Annotated in this window: 19 protein-coding genes and 1 riboswitch; of the genes, 9 read left to right on the top strand and 10 right to left on the bottom strand. The window is 55.4% G+C overall.

Translation table 11 applies throughout. The features are described 5' to 3' along the window. Positions 1-197: 197 nt before the first annotated feature. Together H6G07_RS06770 and H6G07_RS06765 are read right to left on the bottom strand one after the other, a co-directional pair. Positions 198-692 carry a DUF1269 domain-containing protein gene (locus H6G07_RS06770; protein ID WP_073607629.1) on the bottom strand — a complete coding sequence of 165 codons (495 nt, stop codon included), beginning with the start codon at positions 690-692 and terminating at the stop codon, positions 198-200. A 142-nt stretch (positions 693-834) separates the two neighbouring features. Further along, positions 835-1,224 carry a response regulator gene (locus H6G07_RS06765; RefSeq protein ID WP_073607628.1) on the bottom strand — a complete coding sequence of 130 codons (390 nt, stop codon included), beginning with the start codon at positions 1,222-1,224 and terminating at the stop codon, positions 835-837. 250 nt (positions 1,225-1,474) lie between these two features. On the opposite strand from H6G07_RS06765, the gene H6G07_RS06760 reads away from it, so the two are divergent. After that, positions 1,475-1,846 (top strand): Lin0512 family protein, encoded by a 372-nt coding sequence (locus H6G07_RS06760; protein WP_073607627.1) that lies wholly within the window; start codon positions 1,475-1,477, stop codon positions 1,844-1,846. An 89-nt stretch (positions 1,847-1,935) separates the two neighbouring features. Here the strand turns inward: H6G07_RS06760 and H6G07_RS06755 are convergent, their stop codons facing one another. After that, positions 1,936-2,997, bottom strand: coding sequence for a potassium channel family protein (locus tag H6G07_RS06755; protein WP_073607626.1), 1,062 nt, complete (start codon positions 2,995-2,997; stop codon positions 1,936-1,938). A gap of 292 nt (positions 2,998-3,289) precedes the next feature. Between H6G07_RS06755 and H6G07_RS06750 the strand changes: the two genes are divergently transcribed. Further along, positions 3,290-5,374, top strand: coding sequence for a M3 family metallopeptidase (locus H6G07_RS06750; protein ID WP_073607625.1), 2,085 nt, complete (start codon positions 3,290-3,292; stop codon positions 5,372-5,374). A 62-nt stretch (positions 5,375-5,436) separates the two neighbouring features. Here H6G07_RS06750 and H6G07_RS06745 read toward each other — a convergent pair whose 3' ends face one another. Then, positions 5,437-7,149: a SulP family inorganic anion transporter gene (locus H6G07_RS06745; RefSeq protein WP_244901905.1), complete on the bottom strand. Its 1,713-nt coding sequence runs from the start codon at positions 7,147-7,149 to the stop codon at positions 5,437-5,439. Positions 7,150-7,440: 291 nt separating this feature from the next. Between H6G07_RS06745 and H6G07_RS06740 the strand changes: the two genes are divergently transcribed. Together H6G07_RS06740 and H6G07_RS06735 are read left to right on the top strand one after the other, a co-directional pair. Next, positions 7,441-8,436: a DUF2382 domain-containing protein gene (locus H6G07_RS06740; protein WP_073607623.1), complete on the top strand. Its 996-nt coding sequence runs from the start codon at positions 7,441-7,443 to the stop codon at positions 8,434-8,436. Positions 8,437-8,553: 117 nt separating this feature from the next. Beyond that, on the top strand, positions 8,554-9,324 hold the full coding sequence (locus H6G07_RS06735) for a YsnF/AvaK domain-containing protein (protein ID WP_073607622.1): 771 nt from the start codon (positions 8,554-8,556) through the stop codon (positions 9,322-9,324). Between the two features lie 62 nt (positions 9,325-9,386). On the opposite strand, the gene pth is transcribed toward H6G07_RS06735, so the two are convergent. The 3 genes from pth to psbH form a co-directional block, all read right to left on the bottom strand. After that, positions 9,387-10,004: an aminoacyl-tRNA hydrolase gene (gene pth / locus H6G07_RS06730; protein WP_073607621.1), complete on the bottom strand. Its 618-nt coding sequence runs from the start codon at positions 10,002-10,004 to the stop codon at positions 9,387-9,389. Positions 10,005-10,024: 20 nt separating this feature from the next. Then, on the bottom strand, positions 10,025-10,375 hold the full coding sequence (locus H6G07_RS27025; RefSeq protein WP_073607620.1) for a TatA/E family twin arginine-targeting protein translocase: 351 nt from the start codon (positions 10,373-10,375) through the stop codon (positions 10,025-10,027). Positions 10,376-10,569: 194 nt separating this feature from the next. Continuing rightward, a complete protein-coding gene (gene psbH / locus H6G07_RS06720) occupies positions 10,570-10,773 on the bottom strand; it encodes a photosystem II reaction center phosphoprotein PsbH (RefSeq protein ID WP_073607619.1) in 204 nt (67 codons plus the stop codon). Between the two features lie 74 nt (positions 10,774-10,847). On the opposite strand from psbH, the gene psbN reads away from it, so the two are divergent. From psbN to H6G07_RS06700, 4 genes are all read left to right on the top strand, one after another. Next, on the top strand, positions 10,848-10,979 hold the full coding sequence (gene psbN / locus H6G07_RS06715; RefSeq protein WP_073607618.1) for a photosystem II reaction center protein PsbN: 132 nt from the start codon (positions 10,848-10,850) through the stop codon (positions 10,977-10,979). Between the two features lie 188 nt (positions 10,980-11,167). Then, positions 11,168-11,446 (top strand): 30S ribosomal protein S16, encoded by a 279-nt coding sequence (gene rpsP / locus H6G07_RS06710; protein WP_073607617.1) that lies wholly within the window; start codon positions 11,168-11,170, stop codon positions 11,444-11,446. A gap of 32 nt (positions 11,447-11,478) precedes the next feature. Continuing rightward, positions 11,479-11,826, top strand: coding sequence for a KH domain-containing protein (locus H6G07_RS06705; protein ID WP_073607616.1), 348 nt, complete (start codon positions 11,479-11,481; stop codon positions 11,824-11,826). Positions 11,827-11,876: 50 nt separating this feature from the next. Beyond that, positions 11,877-12,860: a PhoH family protein gene (locus H6G07_RS06700; RefSeq protein WP_073607615.1), complete on the top strand. Its 984-nt coding sequence runs from the start codon at positions 11,877-11,879 to the stop codon at positions 12,858-12,860. A 217-nt stretch (positions 12,861-13,077) separates the two neighbouring features. Here H6G07_RS06700 and H6G07_RS06695 read toward each other — a convergent pair whose 3' ends face one another. Further along, complete coding sequence (locus H6G07_RS06695; RefSeq protein ID WP_073607614.1) at positions 13,078-13,944, bottom strand: 6-carboxytetrahydropterin synthase; 867 nt, start codon at positions 13,942-13,944, stop codon at positions 13,078-13,080. A gap of 269 nt (positions 13,945-14,213) precedes the next feature. Then, positions 14,214-14,295: riboswitch (Glutamine riboswitch) on the top strand. Positions 14,296-14,340: 45 nt separating this feature from the next. Between H6G07_RS06695 and pirA the strand changes: the two genes are divergently transcribed. Continuing rightward, positions 14,341-14,757 (top strand): arginine synthesis PII-interacting regulator PirA, encoded by a 417-nt coding sequence (gene pirA, locus H6G07_RS06690; protein WP_073607613.1) that lies wholly within the window; start codon positions 14,341-14,343, stop codon positions 14,755-14,757. A 225-nt stretch (positions 14,758-14,982) separates the two neighbouring features. Here pirA and ybaK read toward each other — a convergent pair whose 3' ends face one another. Further along, positions 14,983-15,465 carry a Cys-tRNA(Pro) deacylase gene (ybaK, locus tag H6G07_RS06685; protein ID WP_073607612.1) on the bottom strand — a complete coding sequence of 161 codons (483 nt, stop codon included), beginning with the start codon at positions 15,463-15,465 and terminating at the stop codon, positions 14,983-14,985. Positions 15,466-15,592: 127 nt separating this feature from the next. Beyond that, positions 15,593-17,764: a glutamine synthetase III family protein gene (locus tag H6G07_RS06680; RefSeq protein ID WP_073607611.1), complete on the bottom strand. Its 2,172-nt coding sequence runs from the start codon at positions 17,762-17,764 to the stop codon at positions 15,593-15,595. Positions 17,765-18,054: the final 290 nt, after the last annotated feature.

Below are 18,054 nucleotides of genomic sequence, written 5' to 3'. Positions count from 1 at the left end.
AATGGTGGGTTGAGCTATAGCCTGGGGCCACGCCAGACCGACAACGGTGACAACACCAATTAATCCAACAATCCAATCAGTAAATTTCTGTGCTTAAACATTGGGCTGACCGGTTTCTATCCTTGCGAGATGATTAACGATGAGATGCCGGGCAGTCAGCGAGGCGGCATCTCATCTGCTACAGAGGGGCTGTGCCGTTAAAGCTCAGCGCCAAAGTCTTCACGCAGTTTAGCCTCCTGCTCAGCGCTCAGGTTCGACTGAATCAATTCCCCCACCTCGTCGGGCGCAAAAGCCTCACTGACCTTATCCACCGTCACCTGGCCGGTGAGCAAAAACAGGGCCGAGGTGCCCTCAGTCACCTTGTCGCGCAGATCTTTAATAAAGTCGTCGTTGATGCCGTAGTCGGTAAATTTGCCCGACAGCGCCCCCGCCGCCGCGCCTACCAGCAGGCCAAACAGCGGCACCAAGAAAATCAGGCCAAACAACATGCCCCAAAACGCGCCGCCCAAGGCACCGACACCTACGGTGCTCACGGCCTGGTTCGTCTTTGGCTTGCTGCGCCCTACGGGCCAAGACACGATCGCTGCGTCTAGCACCTTAACAATTTCCTGCTTTTGCAGATCGCCCAGCTTGGCCAGTGCCTTTTCGGCCCCCTCAGGGGTGTTAAATTTCCAAACCGTCAATGTAGACATAGATATTCTCCTAAATACTGTTCATTGATTGGAAAAAAGTACGCAGAAATCCCCTTGACTCTTCTCAGTCAAGGGCTAACTAATCAGTAGTAAATGACAGACCTTTCAGTCAAAATCTAAAGTGAAATCCTGACACAGCAGATCAAGTATTAGGGTTTTCTGAGGCCGTGAGGCGATATACCTGAGATGACAGGATGGATGGGTTGAAAGGTTTGCTAATTGTTCCAGAAAATCCCATTTGATGAAACTCCTTTAGGGTGAACCAATTGGCCTTAGAGCTAATCAGCAAAAGAGATACTGATTGCCTTGAGGAATACTGCTTTAGCTGCTCAACCAGAAGTATCGAATCATTTTCAGAAATAGATGCGTCGATCAAAATTACATCTGGCCGTTTTTCCTCGCATAGTTTAATGCCTTCTTGAACAGACCCCGATAGCCTAATCTCCCAGCCACCCAGCTCCCTAAGGCAATCACCTAAAACGTCTCGAAGACTGGCTTCGTTCTCAATTAAAAGGATTGAATTGCTGGGCATAGCTCGCCCCTTTAGCTTCCCTAAGAAGGAACGCCCTACGCTTGGAATAGATTGCTTTCCAAGCATAGGAAATTGAGATGACTTGAAAATAAGAGTAAAAGAATCCTATAGGAAAGTTATAGGAGTAAACAGATGGTTTGTGTCTAGCCTCACTCGGGTTGAGTAGGCGATCGCGCCCTCCCAGTCACCATCCCAAAATAGGCACTAGCCCCTAAAATCAAGGGTGTCAAATTACCTCTGAGGAAGCGTTGTGGCCCCCAAACGACTGATTATTGAAATGGGTATGGGCGTCGATCAGCACGGTCAAGACCCTACCGTGGCGGCAGCGCGAGCCGTGCGCAATGCGATCGCCCACAACGCCCTCCCCGGCGTTTGGGAAGTCGCGGGACTCAGCCACCCCAACGAGATGCTGGTTGAAGTGCAGGTCGCCGTCCCCTTTCCCGACCAGGTGCGGCAAGAGGATGTGCTAGCCGTGCTGCCCTTTGGCCAAAAGACCCTGGTGCTCAAGGAAGGCGGCATGGTGGTGGCTGGGCGCGCTATTCCCGAATTCGATGATAAGAACGACGATATGTATGTTGCGATCGCCGCCGTCACGGTATCAATCCCTGTGAGTGAAGGGTGAGGGGTGAAGGGTAAGGGGTGAGGGGTGAGGAGTAAGGAAGCACCATCCGCCCCCTACCCCTTACCCCCTACCCCCTACCCATCCACTCCCTACCGCAGCCTCGCCCCCCGGTACCGCATCTCCTTCTTGATCGCGTTCTGCTGGGCAAAGTTGGGCATATCCCCCTGGTGACCCATCAGAATAATCGAGTCGCCCAGGGTCAGATAGGTCGCCCGACTGGGGTGAATGATCACCTCACCATCGGCTCGGCGCAGGGCCACGGTGATAAACGTGCCTTGGCCCTTGACCTCAATGTCGCCAATGGTGCCGCCAATGAGCGGTGAGGTGGCATCAATCACCAGTTCGTTGAGCTGAATATCTAGCTCCGCCAAAAACTCATTCAGCCCGTGCTGGCCGTCGGTCTGCGATAAAAAGTCCACCGCTGAGGGGTGGCTGATCAAGTGGGCCATCCGCAGGGCGCTAATGCTGGCGGGCAGCACCACATGGTTGGCCCCGGCCAGCCGCAGCTTTTTCTCGGTGGAGGGCATTTCACCCCGAGCCAAAATCATTAGGGCTGGGTTCATCTCCCGCGCTGTGAGGGTAATAAATACGTTGGCGGCGTCGTTGGGTAGCACCGTGGCCAGTGACTTGGCTCGGTGAATGCCTGCCGCTTCCAGGGCGGCTTCGTCGGTGGCGTTGCCCTGATACATTAAGTAGCCCTGCTCTTGGGCCAGGGCCACTCGCTCAGGGTCGTTGTCAACAATGATAAAGGGCTGGCGATCGCGCTTCAGCTTGCGGGCCACTAGCTGGCCGATGCGGCCAAAGCCGCAGATAATCACGTGGTCTTCCAGGCTGGCAATCTCGTTAGTCATACGCTTCACATTCAGGGCTCGATGAATCTCCCCTTCAGTAATCATCTGCACGAAGCCCGACACGGTGTAGGCCACCGACAAGGCTCCCGCGATAATCACAAAAATCGTAAATACCTTGAGCGGTGGTGAGCTTAGGGGCTGCACTTCTCCATAGCCCACCCCAAAGATAGTGATCACTACCATATAGATGGCGTCGAGGAAGTTCCAGCCCGCCACCATGTAGCCGATTACCGCCCCCACCACCGTCAGCGAGAAGAAGATAATTCCCGCAACAATCCGCCGAAACGAGCTATTTGGCATCAACACCTCAGACAGGGCTCAGGCCTCGACAGAAATCGGATCAGTTCTCAAATAAAGGCTATGGTAATTGACAGTCTGCCCCTCAAAGAGTGCGGCACATAGCAAACTGAGATACACTATAAAACAAACTCATAATGACTTCGACTAAACCCACTACCTACTAAAATGTTTGCCGTTTAAATGGCGGCCCTATGGGCTTTGGGGCGTTGGCAAAGCCTCTCCGGCGGAGAATCGTCCCGGCCCAGTCAGTTTTATCGTTTTTGTCCCTCCTACCTCCATTGATTCTGCGACTATGACAGCTACCGTCTTGCAAAACCCCCTGCTAATTGGTGCCGGTCTACCTCCCTTCGACAGCATCGACACTGCCCACATCGTGCCGGGCATCACTACCCTAATTGACGACCTCGCCGCCGCCCTAGAAACTTTAGAAGCCCAGGTCATCCCCACCTGGGACGGCCTGGTGGAGCCTCTCACCCGCATCGAAGAGCGTCTGGGCTGGAGCTGGGGCATCGTCAGCCACCTGATGGGGGTAAAAAATAGCCCCGAGCTGCGCGCTGCCTACGAAGAGGTGCAGCCGCCCTTGGTGCAGTTCGCCACCCGTCTGGGCCAGAGTAAGCCGATCTACGAAGCCTTCAAACAGCTCCGCGCCAGCGATCAGTGGGCCAGCTTTGACCCGGCCCAGCAGCGCATTGTCGAGTCTTCGATTCGCGAGGCCGAGCTGTCGGGGGTAGGCCTAGAGGGGGCCGAAAAAGACCGCTTCAACGAGATTCAGCAGTCTCTAGCTGAACTCACCAACAAGTTCTCCAACAACGTGCTAGACGCCACTAAGGCTTTTAGCCTCACCTTGACCACCGCTGAAGACATTGACGGGCTGCCCCCCAGCCTGCTGGCCCAAGCGGCTCAAGCCGCCCGTGACGCTGGCGACGAAAGCGCCACCGCCGCCGCTGGCCCCTGGCGAATTACGCTGGATTACCCCAGCTTTGGTCCGTTTATGCAGCACAGCCGCCGCCGCGACCTGCGTGAGCAGCTCTACCGCGCCTTTGTCACCCGCGCCTCTGAGGGCGATCTCGACAATAGCCCCAACATTGAGAAAATTCTTGAGCTGCGCCACGAAATGGCCAACCTGCTGGGTTATGCCACCTACGCTGACCTCAGCCTGGCCCGCAAGATGGCCCCTTCTGTAGAGGCGATCGAAAAGCTGATGGGTGAGCTGCGCGTCGCCAGCTACGACACCGCCGTGAAAGAGCTGGAAGAACTCAAAGCCTTTGCTCAAGCTAAGGGAGCTGCCGAGGCCGACAGCCTCACCCACTGGGATACCGCCTTTTGGGCCGAGCGCATTCGCGAAGAAAAGTACGGCCTCAACGACGAAGAGCTGCGCCCCTACTTTCCGCTGCCCCAGGTGCTCGACGGCCTGTTTGCCCTGGCCCACCGCATTTTTGACGTCACCATTGCCCCTGCCGACGGTGAGGCTCCGGTGTGGCACCCCGACGTGCGCTATTTCCAGGTGCTGAATGGCGCTGGCGACCCCATTGCCCACTTCTACCTTGACCCCTACAGCCGCCCTGCTGAAAAGCGCGGCGGCGCTTGGATGGATGACTGCATCAACCGGAGCAAGCGCAATGATCAGGTACGGCTACCTGTGGCCTACCTGGTCTGCAACCAGGCTTCCCCGGTGGATGGCAAGCCCAGCCTGATGACTTTCCGTGACGTGGAAACCCTGTTCCATGAGTTTGGCCATGGTCTTCAGCACATGCTGACCCAGGTTGACTTCACCGGAGCGGCAGGCATCAACAATGTGGAGTGGGACGCCGTCGAGCTGCCCAGCCAGTTTATGGAGAATTGGTGCTACCACCGCGACACGTTGCTCACCCTGGCTCGCCATGTCGATACGGGCGCGCCCCTACCCGAAGACCTGTACCAAAAGATTGTTGCGGCCCGCACCTTCATGACTGGCAGCGCTATTCTGCGTCAGGTGCGCTTTGGCTGGACTGATATTGAGCTGCACCACCGCTACCGCCCCAGCAGCGGCGAAACGGTGACCACCGTTAGCCAGCGGATTGCCGAGCAGTCTTCTATTCTCAAGCCCCTGCCTGAGGATGCCTTTCTCTGCGCCTTCACCCATATCTTTGCGGGGGGCTACGCGGCGGGCTACTACAGCTACTTCTGGGCCGAAGTGCTGAGCGCCGACGCCTTTGCCGCCTTTGAGGAGGCCGGGCTGAATGATGAGGGTGCGATCGCCGCCACCGGTCGCCGCTTCCGCGACACTGTGCTGGCCCTGGGCGGCAGTCGCCATCCGATGGAGGTGTTCAAAGCCTTCCGGGGTCGTGAACCCAGCACCCAAGCGCTGCTCCGCCATCGCGGCTTGATAGCTGCTTAGAGCCTGCCCCTAAACAGACTAGAACCCAGGGTTTTTGTAAAAACTCTGGGTTCTTTTTGAGCTTAAGGATTTTCGCTTGGGCGGTGGCGCTGGTGAAACCCATCGATCGCACTCGGCAGCGTAAAGAAAATATGCTCGGTACCGATCAGCTCTAGCAGCCCGCTGCGCTTAAGCTGGGCGTAGAGATCTTGTTTGACCCGCGCTAAGGCCAGGGTAATGCCTTGCTTCCTCAGCGTTTCGTACAGCTCCACCAGCATATCGGCAGCGGTAATGTCGATCTCGACCATGGCTTCGGTGTTGATCACAAACCACTCCACTGGCGCGGCTTCGGCCTCAATCACCGCTAGGGCGCGGCGCTGGAAATTTGCCGCATTGGCAAAAAACAGGGGGGCATCGTAGCGATAGATCACCAACCCTGGAATTGTGGTGGCTCCCGGCCAGTCCGTCACATCGTGCAGCCCAGCAATATTGGGTACCCTACCCATCACCGCATCGTGGGGGCGGGCAATGCGGGCAAAGAGTTCGATTACAGAGAGGCCAACGGCGATCGCTACTCCCATCAGCAGATCTGTTGCTAGTACCCCCACCGTTGTGGCCAGCGCCAGGGCAAAATCTCCCTGACGAAAAGCCCTCAGCCGCACAAACTCGGGAATATCCACCAGCTTAGTGGCGGCAAAGATCACCAGCGCCCCCAACGCCGCCGTCGGAAACATCGCCAACAGGGGCCGCAAAAACAACAGCACCCCCAGCACCACCCCAAAGGCCGCCAGCGAATAGACCTGGCTCTTGCTGCCCATGGAGTCGCCAATGGCCGCTCGGCTGGCGCTGCTGCTTACCGGAAAGCCCTGCATCAGCCCGCCGCCCAAGTTGGCCACCCCGAGAGCAAATAGCTCCTGGTTGGCGTCAATCGTCTGGTGTTGGCGGGCCGCCAACGCCCGCGCCGTCAGCACATTGTCTGAATAGCCCACGATCGCAATCCCCACCGCCGCCGTCAAAATCTGTAGCATCTCTTGGCGAGAGGCCAACGGCACCACAAACCGGGGCAGTCCCGCCGGAATTTCGCCCACCACCCTGACTCCCTGCTGGTCTAGCCCCAGCCATGCCACCAGGGCCGTGGCCAACAAGACCGCTAGCAGCGGCCCCGGCACCCGAGGAAACCAGGCCTGTACCGCAAACAAAAACACCAGAACAAAGCCCGCCACCGCCACCGTGGGCCCGTGGGCCAGACCCAGGTGACTTCCAAACTCCCCCAGCTGCCCCACCACCGACTCCGCTTCAACCGGCACCCCGCTCACGCGGCTGAGCTGCCCGGCAATCATAATGACGGCCACCCCAGCCATATAACCAATCAAAATTGGCTTAGAGAGCAAATCGGCCAAAAACCCCAGCCGGGCCGCATACCCCACCAGACACAATATCCCCACCGCACAGGCCAACAGTGAGGCCAACATGGGGTAGCTGGTGGCAGAGGTCGCGGCTAGGGGGGCGATCGCCACCGCTGTCATCACCGCCGTGCTCGACTCTGGCCCTACCGAAAGCTGGGGCGACGTGCCCACCAAGGTGTACAACAGCAGCGCCGGTAAAATTGCCCATAGCCCTTGCACTGGCCCCACCCCCGCCAATTCTCCGTAGGCCATGCACTGGGGAATGAGATAGGCGGCCACAGTGACCCCCGCCAGGCTGTCTTGGCGCAGCCAGGCATTCGGGTAATGACGCAGGCGCGCTAACCCAGGCATTAGAGCAGAGAGCGGAAAATACTTGGGTTTAACAGCCACCTTGGTTCTCAAATTAAAACAGACTCAGTAGCTTACCGCTTAACTCAGCACAGAACGAAAGCCCCTGGCAGGAATAGAGGAGCCATTGCTGAGGCGATCTCAAAGCTACAGACCTTCTGCCGCTGTTGATTTAGCAGCTGCCGAAAGATAAACCCCTGAATGGGGTGAGCTGCCAAAAACAGAAGAAGAAGTATGCCTATTGAGAATGCAAGCGTCTTTCCATTGACCGATAAGACAAATGAATCTGGGTTCTAGTATGACACCAAGACAAATTTTCAGGAGGACTTAAATATGGCTTTGTACCATCTCAAAGATTACTACCCGAACTACAAAGAAACCCTAGCTGACGGGCAAATGGGAGACATTGATTCCTACTCTGTTTATGCCCAGGGTGAAGACAAAGTTGGCACCGCAAAAGATCTGCTTGTAGACGAATCGGGTCGCTTTCGTTATCTAGTTGTTGACACCGGCCCGTGGATCTTTGGCAAAAATGTTTTAGTTCCCGTTGGTGTGGCCCGGTTTGATTACGATAAAAATCGCGTCTATGTGAATGGTCTGTCTAAAAGTCAGGTTGAAAACCTGCCTGAATATAAAGACGATACCGTAGTAGACGAGCGCTATGAAGAGCAAGTTCGCGGTCAGTATCGGCCCATGGCTCAGAGACGCTCTAGTCGTCAGTTTCTAGGTAACACCTATGTTGCGCCTAATGACGCCACCAACATGAATCCCCTAGATTCTGACCGCATGAATCCTCTAGAGGTAGACCAGCAGCGCACCAAAACCACTGTTGGCAACACCCAAGGAGTTAACAAGATTCGCGAAACCATGGCTAATCAGAACGTTGACCAGACAACGCCTACGCCGTACGATCGCGAACCCAGCTTCTATGGCTTAAGCGATGAAGACAACCACGGTCCGCTGCGGCTGTATGAAGAGCGCCTAGTTGCTCACCGCAACCGCGCCAAAGTGGGCGATGTAACCGTGGGCAAACGCGTTGAAACTCAAACTGCTGAAGTCTCTGAGCCGATTGAGAAAGAACGCGTTGTGATCGAAAGACGCGAAGTTACCGGTCAGCCCGCCGTAGGCACCGACCACGTTTTTGAGAACAAAGAAGTGGCTCGCATGGAAGTCTACGAAGAGCAGGTAAATGTCGAGAAAGAGGCCTTCGTTCGCGAAGAAGTCGACGTCCACAAGGAAACTGACCGTGAGCTCATCCGATCGCGTGAAGAGATCCGTCGTGAAGAGCTAGATATCAACACCGACGGTAACCCTAGAATCGATCGATAGGGTTTGAACTAGGAGATAAACGTTAGTATCTCCGTTTAACCTAAGAGGGCGTAGCTACGGCTGCGTCCTCTTAATATCTATGGCAAATATTAGTCATTAGCTTACCTGCGTCTCAAAATGTCTCAACAACACCTCATTAACAGTGACGTCTTCGATCGCTCAGGATATCTAATCGGCAATGTGGTTAGAGTTCAGCCTTCGACAGCCACCGATTTTTCTCTTATTGTGCAGCTCATAGGCCGTGATGGCGAAACTAGTCAAGCCACTATTCCCAGCGCCTCCATCTCAACTATAGATTCCGAAACGAAGACCATTTATATCGATCGGGATCAGCGTGAATTTTCCCCCAATGCTGGTCAGGCTATTCAGCTAGTTGAAGAGCGTTTAGTCGTCAACCGCAAGCGCGTCAAGGTAGGCGAGGTTAGCGTCCGCCGAGTAGTCGAAACCGAGATGGTAGAGATTCCCGTGCGGCGAGAAAAGCTCGTGATTGAAAATATTGGTAGCAACACTCCCCCCATTGAGGTGAGCCTAGGCGAAACTCAGATTCTAGGTCATGAAGTTGCGGTTCAGCCCGACGGCAATCGAGATGCAACTGCTAGCGGCATCTTCGAAACGATTCAAGACGCGATGTCTTTTCTTGGCATCACTGAACAAAGACCAGAACTCCACTGCGAGAAAATTAGAGTAGCGATTCTCCTCGACGGCAAAAATGGCCTTAAAGGAACTATCTACGAGTTTGAAACCCCCCAGACCGCTATTCAAAAGCTTTCTCGGTTAGACAAGGTGCTTTTCAACCAGTGCAGCCACGTTCGTTTAGAGCTGTTTCTGAGCGATCCCAACCTAGTACAAACCTATCAAAATTTAATTGCTGAACATACGGCTGCCTAAAACTTAGTCCAAAAAATCGGCGTTTTTCGGCATTTTAAGGAGTGAGTTAAGGAATAGACAGCTTAGCCGCCACTCAAATCTACGCTGTTGTAGAGACTCATGGCTTTTTCGACCCCGTCGGTGAGGGCTTTTTCAATTGTGCGCAGAGTCGTGTCAACCACCCCATCCAGCGTGCTGCGTTCAGCTTTAGAAAAGTTGCCCAGCACGTGGGAAACCACTGCCTGATCCCCAGTTCGGTCGCTCGCCCCAATACCAATCCGCAGCCGGGGAAACTCTTGGGTACCGAGGTGAGCGATCGCCGACTTCATCCCGTTGTGCCCCCCAGCAGAGCCCGACAGCCGCAGCCGCAGCCGCCCCACTGGCAAATCCATATCGTCGTAGACCACCAGCACCTGACTCGGCTCCAGCTTCAGCCAGTCGAGCACCGCCCGCATCGACTGACCTGAGCGGTTCATGTAGGTCAGCGGCTTGAGCAAATACACTTTCTGGCGAGTTGGCCCAAACCCTGCTCCATACTCGCCCTGAAACCGCCGCTCCTCTTTGAGAGAAACAGCCCAGGACTTAGAGAGGCGATCGATTACCTCAAAGCCAATGTTGTGGCGGGTGCCTGCATATTTGTCTCCTGGGTTGCCCAACCCCACAATCAAGCAGGGTAGTGCAGGTGATACTGCGTCAGCCATAGGTCAACAGCCCTATCACCTTAAGCAGGAGAATCGGTTTCAGCAGGCTCAGCCGCAGGGCCGCTGCCATTGGCACCACTGGATTCCAGCGACGCCATTTCGGGTTCAACCTCCGCGATGGCCTCAGGGGGTGTTAGCACTTTGGGCGCTTCAGGTTCTAGGGTCGCCTTCATCGGCGCAGCCACAGACTTTTCAATTTGTTGGGCTTCCTTCTTGAACTCCTCTTCAAACTCCCGAGAAGCCTCTTGAAAGCCCTTGATGGCTTTTCCCATGCTGCGGCCAATTTCGGGCAGCTTTTTTGGGCCAAAAACCAGCAGCGCTAGCACCATGATTAGCGCCATCTCTGGCAAACCCACACCAAATACGTTCATAGGTCAACTCCCGAGTAACGACGGCTGTGCAAACTACAGGCTGCGGTGCATCAACTATGCGTGCATCAAACGGCAAAAGAGGCTGGGTAGTCAAGGGTCTACCCAGCCTCAGATTAGTAAATTTTGGATGCCGTATCCAAACTTATGCTGGCCAAATTTGAAATCAACCTGTGATGGATTGATCCCAAAACTCCCTAGAGCCCTACGCTGCGCCAGTCCACATCAAAGCTTTCCAGCACGATGGAAGAATTATAAAGCTGCAAAATAATCAGCAGAAACACGAAGAACAGACCGATAAAGACCGCCATCACCGGGGTAGTGCCCCAGCCGGGAGCGACCTTACCGTACTCGGAGTTGAGGGGCTTTAACACGTCTCCTAACCTAGTCCGTTGTGCCATGGATCCTTCCACAATCAACACTTTATAGTTCGTAATATTATAGGATGGGGTGGTTTCCTATTCTCATAAACCCCATGGAACCTGCAACAGTTCTTATCATTTCCGTGGCTGCCGTGGTGGTAGCCGTGACTGGTTACTCAGTGTACATGTCCTTTGGCCCCCCGTCCAAGCAGTTGGCTGACCCCTTTGATGACCACGAAGACTAGGGTTTCTCAGGGCGATGCCCCAAGTTTTTAGAGACATCGCCCTAATAGCCTCAAGCTTTTGGGCCAAAATTATTGATTCCAAAGGTCTCTAGTGGTAGGATTAGAAACCTGTGGATTTATTCTGGCTGTCCTGCCGCAATCCGTACAGGTCTAAACCTTTCAACCTCAACGACGTTGCTCTAAACCCTATGATTAAGCTTCGACTCAAGCGTTTCGGCAAAAAGCGGGAAGTCAGCTACCGCATCGTAGCCATCAATAGCGATGCCCGTCGCGACGGCCGCCCTCTAGAAGAAGTTGGCTTCTACAACCCTCGCACCGACGAAACTCGACTCGACGTTGACGCCATTACGCGTCGCTTAGAACAGGGTGCGCAGCCTACCCAGACCGTGCGGCACATTCTCGAAAAAGCCAATCTGCTTGAAAAGCGTAAGACCAACTTCAAGACCGAAGTTAAGGCTGAAGCCTAGCTCACCCATTGCTTTTAGCCCTTGCCCCCACCATGAATAGCCCTGATTTCCCAGGACTGGTTCGGTTTTTGGTAGAGCCTTTCTTAGACTCGCCCGCTTCTTTGCGTATCGATTGCGAAGAGAATGCTGCGCTGTCTAAGGTTTGGATCCGAATTGCCTTTAAGGGTGATGAGCGGGGCAAGGTGTTTGGCCGGGGCGGGCGCAATATTCAAGCCATTCGCACTGTTGTGCGGGCTACGGCAGCGTTGTCGGGTTGGTCGGCCTATGTAGATGTCTACGGAGCCTCAGAGCAGGAAACTGGGACTGATCATAGGTCTCACAGTGGCCCTTCTCAGCGATCGTCGGGCAAGCCTAAGCCCCAGCTTCGGCCAAAAGTGTAGGGTTTAGGCATACGCACTCTAGGCCCGAATTATTCTGGCAATCTTTATAGATGGATTCTCCCCTGCGGATTGAACTGCCTACCTCAGAGGGCGCTGTGGCCCTGGCAGGCTACCGAGACGAAAATATTAAACTCCTGGCCAGCCAAACTGGAGCATCTCTAGTACTGCGCGGCCAGGAGTTGTTTATTTCGGGTACTGACAACGGTGCTGCTCTAGCCCAGCGGTTGGTTATGGCTCTAGAGCCTCTGTGGAGCCAAGGGCAGCCAGTCACTACCGCCGACATTATGACGGCTCGCCAAGCCCTCGACACCGATCGCATCGACGAGCTTCAAGCCATTCACCAGGATGTGGTGGCTCGCACTCGACGAGGTGAGGTGGTGCGGGCCAAAACCTTTCGCCAAAAGCAGTATGTCAAGGCCCTGCGCAGTCAGGACATGGTGTTTTGCATCGGCCCGGCGGGCACCGGCAAGACCTTTCTGGCGACCCTAGTAGGTATTCAGGCACTGCTCAACAACGAATTTGAACGCCTGATTCTGACTCGTCCGGCGGTCGAAGCGGGGGAACGGCTGGGCTTTTTGCCGGGGGATTTGCAGCAAAAGGTCAATCCCTACCTGCGGCCCCTCTACGATGCCCTCCACGAGTTGGTAGACCCGGAGAAAGTCGCCAACCTGATGGAGCGCAACATTATCGAGGTGGCCCCCCTGGCCTACATGCGGGGGCGCACCCTCAACAACGCCTTTGTGATTATGGATGAAGCCCAGAACACCACTCCGGCTCAGATGAAGATGGTGCTGACCCGCCTGGGCTTTAAGTCGCGCATGGTGGTAACGGGCGATGTTACCCAAACCGACTTGCCAGCCGACCAGACCTCGGGCCTGGCCGTAGCTCAGCAGATTCTCAAAGGGGTAAACGGAATTGCCTTTTGTCAGCTCAACCAGGCGGATGTGGTGCGTCATCCGCTGGTGCAGCGCATTGTAGCCGCCTATGAAACCTATGAGAGCCGGGTGACAAAGCGAGAGAATCGATCGCGATAGCCTCCTCGTTCTTCACTCACTCACTTGATGGATAAAGGCAGACAGCCAACAATCGAAAAGACAAGGATCAAAAAAACGTCAGTAGATGCCAGTACTCCAGCTCTTGAATGGGTTGTTGGTTGGCGATCGCCCCAAAAACCAAAGACTCTCCCTGCTCCAAAACCACTAGCAGGCGAGAGTCCTTGATTAGAAATGCTGGCCTAAGTAGCCCAAGCCATTAGACAGTAGCGAACTCTGGTGCAGCCGCAGCCACAGCATCATCTGTCGGCACCGAGGCATAAACTTCCGCAGAATTGTTGGGACTCTCGATCAGCTTGACCTTGTGAAGGCTGGCACCCAAGTCAGCGATCGGGCCTTGCAGCAGGTCGCGAATGTGGACAGCGATGTTCTCCGCCGTGGGCACTACTTCGGCAAAGTAGGGGATGTCTTTGTTGAGGAAGGTGTGGTCGAACGGTTCTACTACGTACTCGTCAATAACTGCCTGGAGCGCGGCTAAATCGACCAGCATGCCAGTGCGAGGATCGATTTCTCCTTTGACAGTGACTTCTAGGTGGTAGTTATGACCGTGGCCGTGAGGGCGGGCGCACTTGCCGTAAATTTCGCAGTTTTCTTCATAGCTGAGACGAGGTGAGGCCAAGCGGTGGGCGGCGCTAAAGTGAGTGCTGACGGTGAGAAAGGCTTCCATGGCGTTACCTGAGTAGTCGGACCAGAGTTCGGGATGTTCGAAAAGCTGAATGTTGACGATGGGCAGGTGGGGTGCGAGGCGATCCCAGATCACCTTGGCTACGTATTCGGTGGTGGGCAAGGTGTGCTGAAATTCGGGCCAGACTTCGTTGAGGTAAGCAAAGTCGAGCTGGGCGGTGACTTCTTGCTTAATCATGTGTTTCACATCGGACAGGTTGAGCACCATGCCGTACTCGTCTAGGTCACCTTCCATGGCTACGTAGAGCACGTAGTTGTGACCGTGACCGGGGAAGTTGATGCAGGGGCCAAACCGCTGGATGTTTTCGGCATCACTCAGCTCGCTCAGCCAGTAGCGGTGGCTGGCTGAAAACTGCGCCCGGCGATTGATAATGCATTTCATAGAGCTGCGAACCCCTGCGGGAGGCGATGGTTACGTTAAGCAACCGTTACATACTCAGCATAGTGTAAATTGCTTGCCGTTGCGGAGTCGGCACGGGCGGGCGATCGCTGCAAAGAAACAGTAAAGATTTGCGGTAACCCCATTGCCCTCCCAGTCCCTCAAATCCTTAGCTGGCAGGCTATTCCCTGAGATAGATCTTCCTTTAAATTAAATGACATGGCTTGTTGACATCGAAAGGATTTAGTAAAATTGAATACAGAAAGTACGTTGACGTTCATCTGAGGCACCCTGGAGACTACTCCACTACGCCCTAGACGGAAGTAAGGAGATTGGCTCCCGAAGGAACGCACCCTGCTTAGGCAGTTTGTTAAATCCTTTGTCAACAAGAGGCGTGACATGAAACTTTGCTATCGCGGCGTAGATTACGATTACAACCCGCCTTCTCTAGAAGTGCGTGAAAGTGAGCTGACCGGATGCTATCGGGGCCGTCCGATGAAATTTTCCTACGTTAGGCATCTACCGGTAACCCAGCCCATTGGCAACTACACCTATCGTGGAGTTAGCTATAGCACCAATTGCCATGGGCAAGTGCAGGCTTCGACTGTGGCTTCCGATCGCCAGCCTGTGCTTCAGTCTGAGCGAGTTGCGGTAGCTAAAGGGCTACCTGCCCGGCGGCACCTGCTGCAAGAAGCGGCTGAAGCTCATCGCACTAACATTCAGCAGTCGATTCAGCATCGCATTGAAGTGGCCCGTGCCCAAGGCAACGATCAACTGCTGAAGCAGCTTGAGGCCGAACTGCACCAAGTGGTCTAGGCTTTGCATTCGCAACTCCGCTTTTTGCTGTAGCTGGAGCAGTGAGGGACATCCCCAAGGGGGTGTCCTTTTCTTTGCGATCTTTTTGCAGCAGTGCCCAAAATCTGCCCTCTGTCTCGGTATGAGGGGCGATCGCCCCCATGGGCTGCTGCAAAATAATTTATTTAGGGACGTGATCGGAGGTTAAGTAGGGGATTCACGAGCTGAGTCCTGTTCACAGCTAGGCTAAGGCGTCGTTTTTTTGACCAAAGCCCCCAAGGTTCCCTGAGTCGCAGTCAGGTAATCGTTTGGGGCCAACCACAGCATCAGGCCCCGTTTGCCCGCCGATACGGCCACAGTTTCAAAGGTGAGGATCGATTCATCTACATAGACTGGATAGGCCTTTTTGGTGCCCAGGGCCGTGACGCCGCCGCGAATGTAGCCAGTGAGAGGCTGTACGTCTTTGAGGGGCACGGTGTCGGTTTTGCGATCGCCCGCCAGTACTGCCAAAGCCTTTAGATCGAGCTGGGCGCTGCCAGGAATGACGGCGAGGCAGATGCCCGTGCGATCGCCCTTGGCCACCAAAGTCTTAAACACCTGTTCGGGCGGCAGGCCCAGCTTCTCGGCGGTGCTCTCAGCGGCCAGGTCGTCGGGATCTACCTCGTACTCCAGAATTTGGTAGGGCAGCTTGAGGCGATCGAGAATGCGGGCGGCGTTGGTCTTGCTCACGGGATGACGGGAAGACTTTGAAACGTCAAATAAAAAAGGGCTTAAGGTAAAAGGTATCAGGTTCAGGGGGGTGTGCCCTAAACCGTAAACCTGATACCTTAAACCCTTTTCATTAACTTCTTTGCCCCTACTTGATGAACAGCATCTCCTGGTAGGTGGGCAGCGGCCAGAGGTCATCGGCCACTTCGCCCTCTAGGGCATCGGCATACTCGCGCACCTGATCCATTAGGGGGCGAATGGTTTGGGCACAGAACTGCATGTGCTCTTCCACCGACATGAAGTGCTTGGTTAGCATGTCGCTCAGCTCGCCCACTGAGGCCATCATTGCCTTGGTCAGCTCGGCCACTTTGACGACGCTGTCTTTGTCAAACTCAATGCCGATCTCATCGAGGCTGTCGATGGTCTTGGCCAGTTCGCCTAGGTAGCGCACGGCGGCGGGGTAAATGATGGTCTTGGCCATGCTGAGCACCAGCTTGGCTTCGACCTCAATGTGCTGGATGTACTGCTCAGAGTAGGCCTCAAAGCGGCTACCCAGCTCCACTGGGGTGAGTACATTCTCTTTGGCAAACAGGTCTTCGATGTACTGCTCGCGCAGCACGGGCAGAGCATCGGCGGTGGTGCGCAGGTTGAGCAGCCCCCGCTCGTTGACGGCCATTTCGTGCCACTCGGTGGAGTAGCCGTTGCCGTTAAACACCACGGCCCCGTGGTCGCGAATCACGTCGCGCAGAATGTCGTGGATGGCGACGTTGAGTTCGACGCCGCTGCCCAGTTTGGCCTCAAGCTGGTCAGCCATCCAGTCGAGGGAGTCGGCCAGAATCGTGTTCATCGCCACCAGCGGCCCCGAGACTGACTGGCCCGAGCCCACGGCGCGAAACTCAAAGCGGTTGCCGGTAAAGGCAAAGGGGGAGGTGCGGTTGCGATCGCCCGCATCCTTGGGGAACACTGGCAGGGTGGGCACGCCCAGATCCATATCGCCCTTTGACTGAGAGCCGGTCACCTCGCCCGAGGCAATTTGGTCAAACACATCCTGGAGCTGGCTGCCCAGGTAAATCGAGATAATGGCTGGCGGCGCTTCGTTGGCCCCCAGTCGGTGGTCGTTGCTGGCGCTGGCGATCACCGCCCGCATCAGCGGCCCATACTTGTGCACGCCGCGAATCACTGCACCGCAGAACACCAAAAACTGCGCGTTGGAGTGAGGTGTATCGCCGGGGTCAAGCAGGTTGCCCTGGGTGGCGTTGCCCACCGACCAGTTGACGTGTTTGCCCGAGCCATTGATGCCCGCGAAAGGCTTTTCGTGGAGCAGGCAGAGGAATCCGTGCTTTTTGGCGGTGTTGCGCAGCACCGTCATGATGAGCTGCTGGTGGTCGCTGGCGACGTTGGCCGCTTCAAAGAAGGGAGCGATCTCAAACTGGCCTGGGGCCACCTCGTTGTGGCGGGTTTTGGCCGGAATGCCAAGGCGGTAGAGCTTTTCCTCCACATCCTGCATGAAAATTTGGACTCGCTCGGGAATGGCCCCAAAGTAGTGGTCGTCGAACTGCTGGCCCTTGGCCGGAGCTTTGCCAAACAGGGTACGGCCCGCCAGCAGCAGGTCGGGACGGATGTTGGCAAAGCTAGCATCTACCAAGAAGTACTCTTGTTCAGCGCCGCAGCTAGAGTTGACCGGAGCGACCTCGCTATGGCCCAACAGCTTGAGCACGCGGGTGGCGGCTTTGCTCATGGCGGCGTTGGAGCGCAGCAGCGGGGTTTTTTTGTCGAGCGCTTCGCCAGTCCAAGAGACGAACACCGTGGGAATGCAGAGGGTAACGCCGTTCTCGGTTTCCATCACGAAGGCAGGGCTGGTTACATCCCAGGCGGTGTAGCCCCGGGCCTCAAAGGTGGAGCGAATGCCGCCGTTGGGAAAGGAGGAACCGTCGGGCTCGCCCTGCACCAGCACCTTGCCAGAAAATTCTGAAATCACCGACCCGTCGCTCTGCACCGAGATAAAACCATCGTGCTTTTCGGCGGTGGCGTTGGTCAGGGGGTAAAACATGTGGGAGTAATAGAGTGCTCCCTTAGAAGTAGCCCAGTCTTTCATGGCCACGGCCACGACATCGGCCACCGACACATCCAGCGGTGCGCCAGTGGTGATGGTTTTTTGCACCGATTTAAATACCGACTTGGGCAGGCACTCCTGCATCTTGCTGAGGCCAAAGACGTCTTTAGCCCATAGGTCTTCGAGCCGTCCGGGAGCGGTCACCGCCACCTTAGGACGACAGGCAATACTGGCGATCGCCTGGGCCCGCAATTCGTTTCCGCTCATAGAAGTCTCCTGGTTAAATGGGAAGTTAAGCAAAGCTGTCACTGGCACGGGGCAACTCTAAAGCCGCCAGCATCAGAAAGACCCGTAATGAATAAGATTAGCGCCTGGGGCGATCGCGATCGCCTTCCCCACGAGAAAAGCCTGGGAGACTTAGCTGTTAGACATGCTTAGAAAAACCCCATGGCTAAACCAAAAACCGGCAACCCCAAGCATAGGGAGTTTCTGTCTACAATACTTATCGTCTCAGTAGCCCAAAAAAATCTCTCAGACAATGATGAAGGCCTCAAAAG

Origin of the sequence: Phormidium tenue FACHB-1052, assembly GCF_014696675.1 — a bacterium.
GTDB classification, from domain to species: domain Bacteria; phylum Cyanobacteriota; class Cyanobacteriia; order Phormidesmidales; family Phormidesmidaceae; genus Nodosilinea; species Nodosilinea tenuis_A.
Note: the sequence above shows the minus strand (reverse complement) of the source record. Positions and strands in the feature narration are given on the sequence as shown.

What these genes read in the sequence shown, in the direction of transcription:
- H6G07_RS06770 (WP_073607629.1), bottom strand. Translation starts at nt 692, where the DNA reads ATGTCTACATTGACGGTTTGGAAATTTAACACCCCTGAGGGGGCCGAA.
- pirA (WP_073607613.1), top strand. Translation starts at nt 14,341, where the DNA reads ATGAAACTTTGCTATCGCGGCGTAGATTACGATTACAACCCGCCTTCT.
- H6G07_RS06750 (WP_073607625.1), top strand. Translation starts at nt 3,290, where the DNA reads ATGACAGCTACCGTCTTGCAAAACCCCCTGCTAATTGGTGCCGGTCTA.
- psbN (WP_073607618.1), top strand. Translation starts at nt 10,848, where the DNA reads ATGGAACCTGCAACAGTTCTTATCATTTCCGTGGCTGCCGTGGTGGTA.
- H6G07_RS06765 (WP_073607628.1), bottom strand. Translation starts at nt 1,224, where the DNA reads ATGCCCAGCAATTCAATCCTTTTAATTGAGAACGAAGCCAGTCTTCGA.
- H6G07_RS06695 (WP_073607614.1), bottom strand. Translation starts at nt 13,944, where the DNA reads ATGAAATGCATTATCAATCGCCGGGCGCAGTTTTCAGCCAGCCACCGC.
- H6G07_RS06740 (WP_073607623.1), top strand. Translation starts at nt 7,441, where the DNA reads ATGGCTTTGTACCATCTCAAAGATTACTACCCGAACTACAAAGAAACC.
- H6G07_RS06680 (WP_073607611.1), bottom strand. Translation starts at nt 17,764, where the DNA reads ATGAGCGGAAACGAATTGCGGGCCCAGGCGATCGCCAGTATTGCCTGT.
- rpsP (WP_073607617.1), top strand. Translation starts at nt 11,168, where the DNA reads ATGATTAAGCTTCGACTCAAGCGTTTCGGCAAAAAGCGGGAAGTCAGC.
- H6G07_RS06755 (WP_073607626.1), bottom strand. Translation starts at nt 2,997, where the DNA reads ATGCCAAATAGCTCGTTTCGGCGGATTGTTGCGGGAATTATCTTCTTC.
- H6G07_RS27025 (WP_073607620.1), bottom strand. Translation starts at nt 10,375, where the DNA reads ATGAACGTATTTGGTGTGGGTTTGCCAGAGATGGCGCTAATCATGGTG.
- H6G07_RS06735 (WP_073607622.1), top strand. Translation starts at nt 8,554, where the DNA reads ATGTCTCAACAACACCTCATTAACAGTGACGTCTTCGATCGCTCAGGA.
- H6G07_RS06700 (WP_073607615.1), top strand. Translation starts at nt 11,877, where the DNA reads ATGGATTCTCCCCTGCGGATTGAACTGCCTACCTCAGAGGGCGCTGTG.
- pth (WP_073607621.1), bottom strand. Translation starts at nt 10,004, where the DNA reads ATGGCTGACGCAGTATCACCTGCACTACCCTGCTTGATTGTGGGGTTG.
- psbH (WP_073607619.1), bottom strand. Translation starts at nt 10,773, where the DNA reads ATGGCACAACGGACTAGGTTAGGAGACGTGTTAAAGCCCCTCAACTCC.
- H6G07_RS06705 (WP_073607616.1), top strand. Translation starts at nt 11,479, where the DNA reads ATGAATAGCCCTGATTTCCCAGGACTGGTTCGGTTTTTGGTAGAGCCT.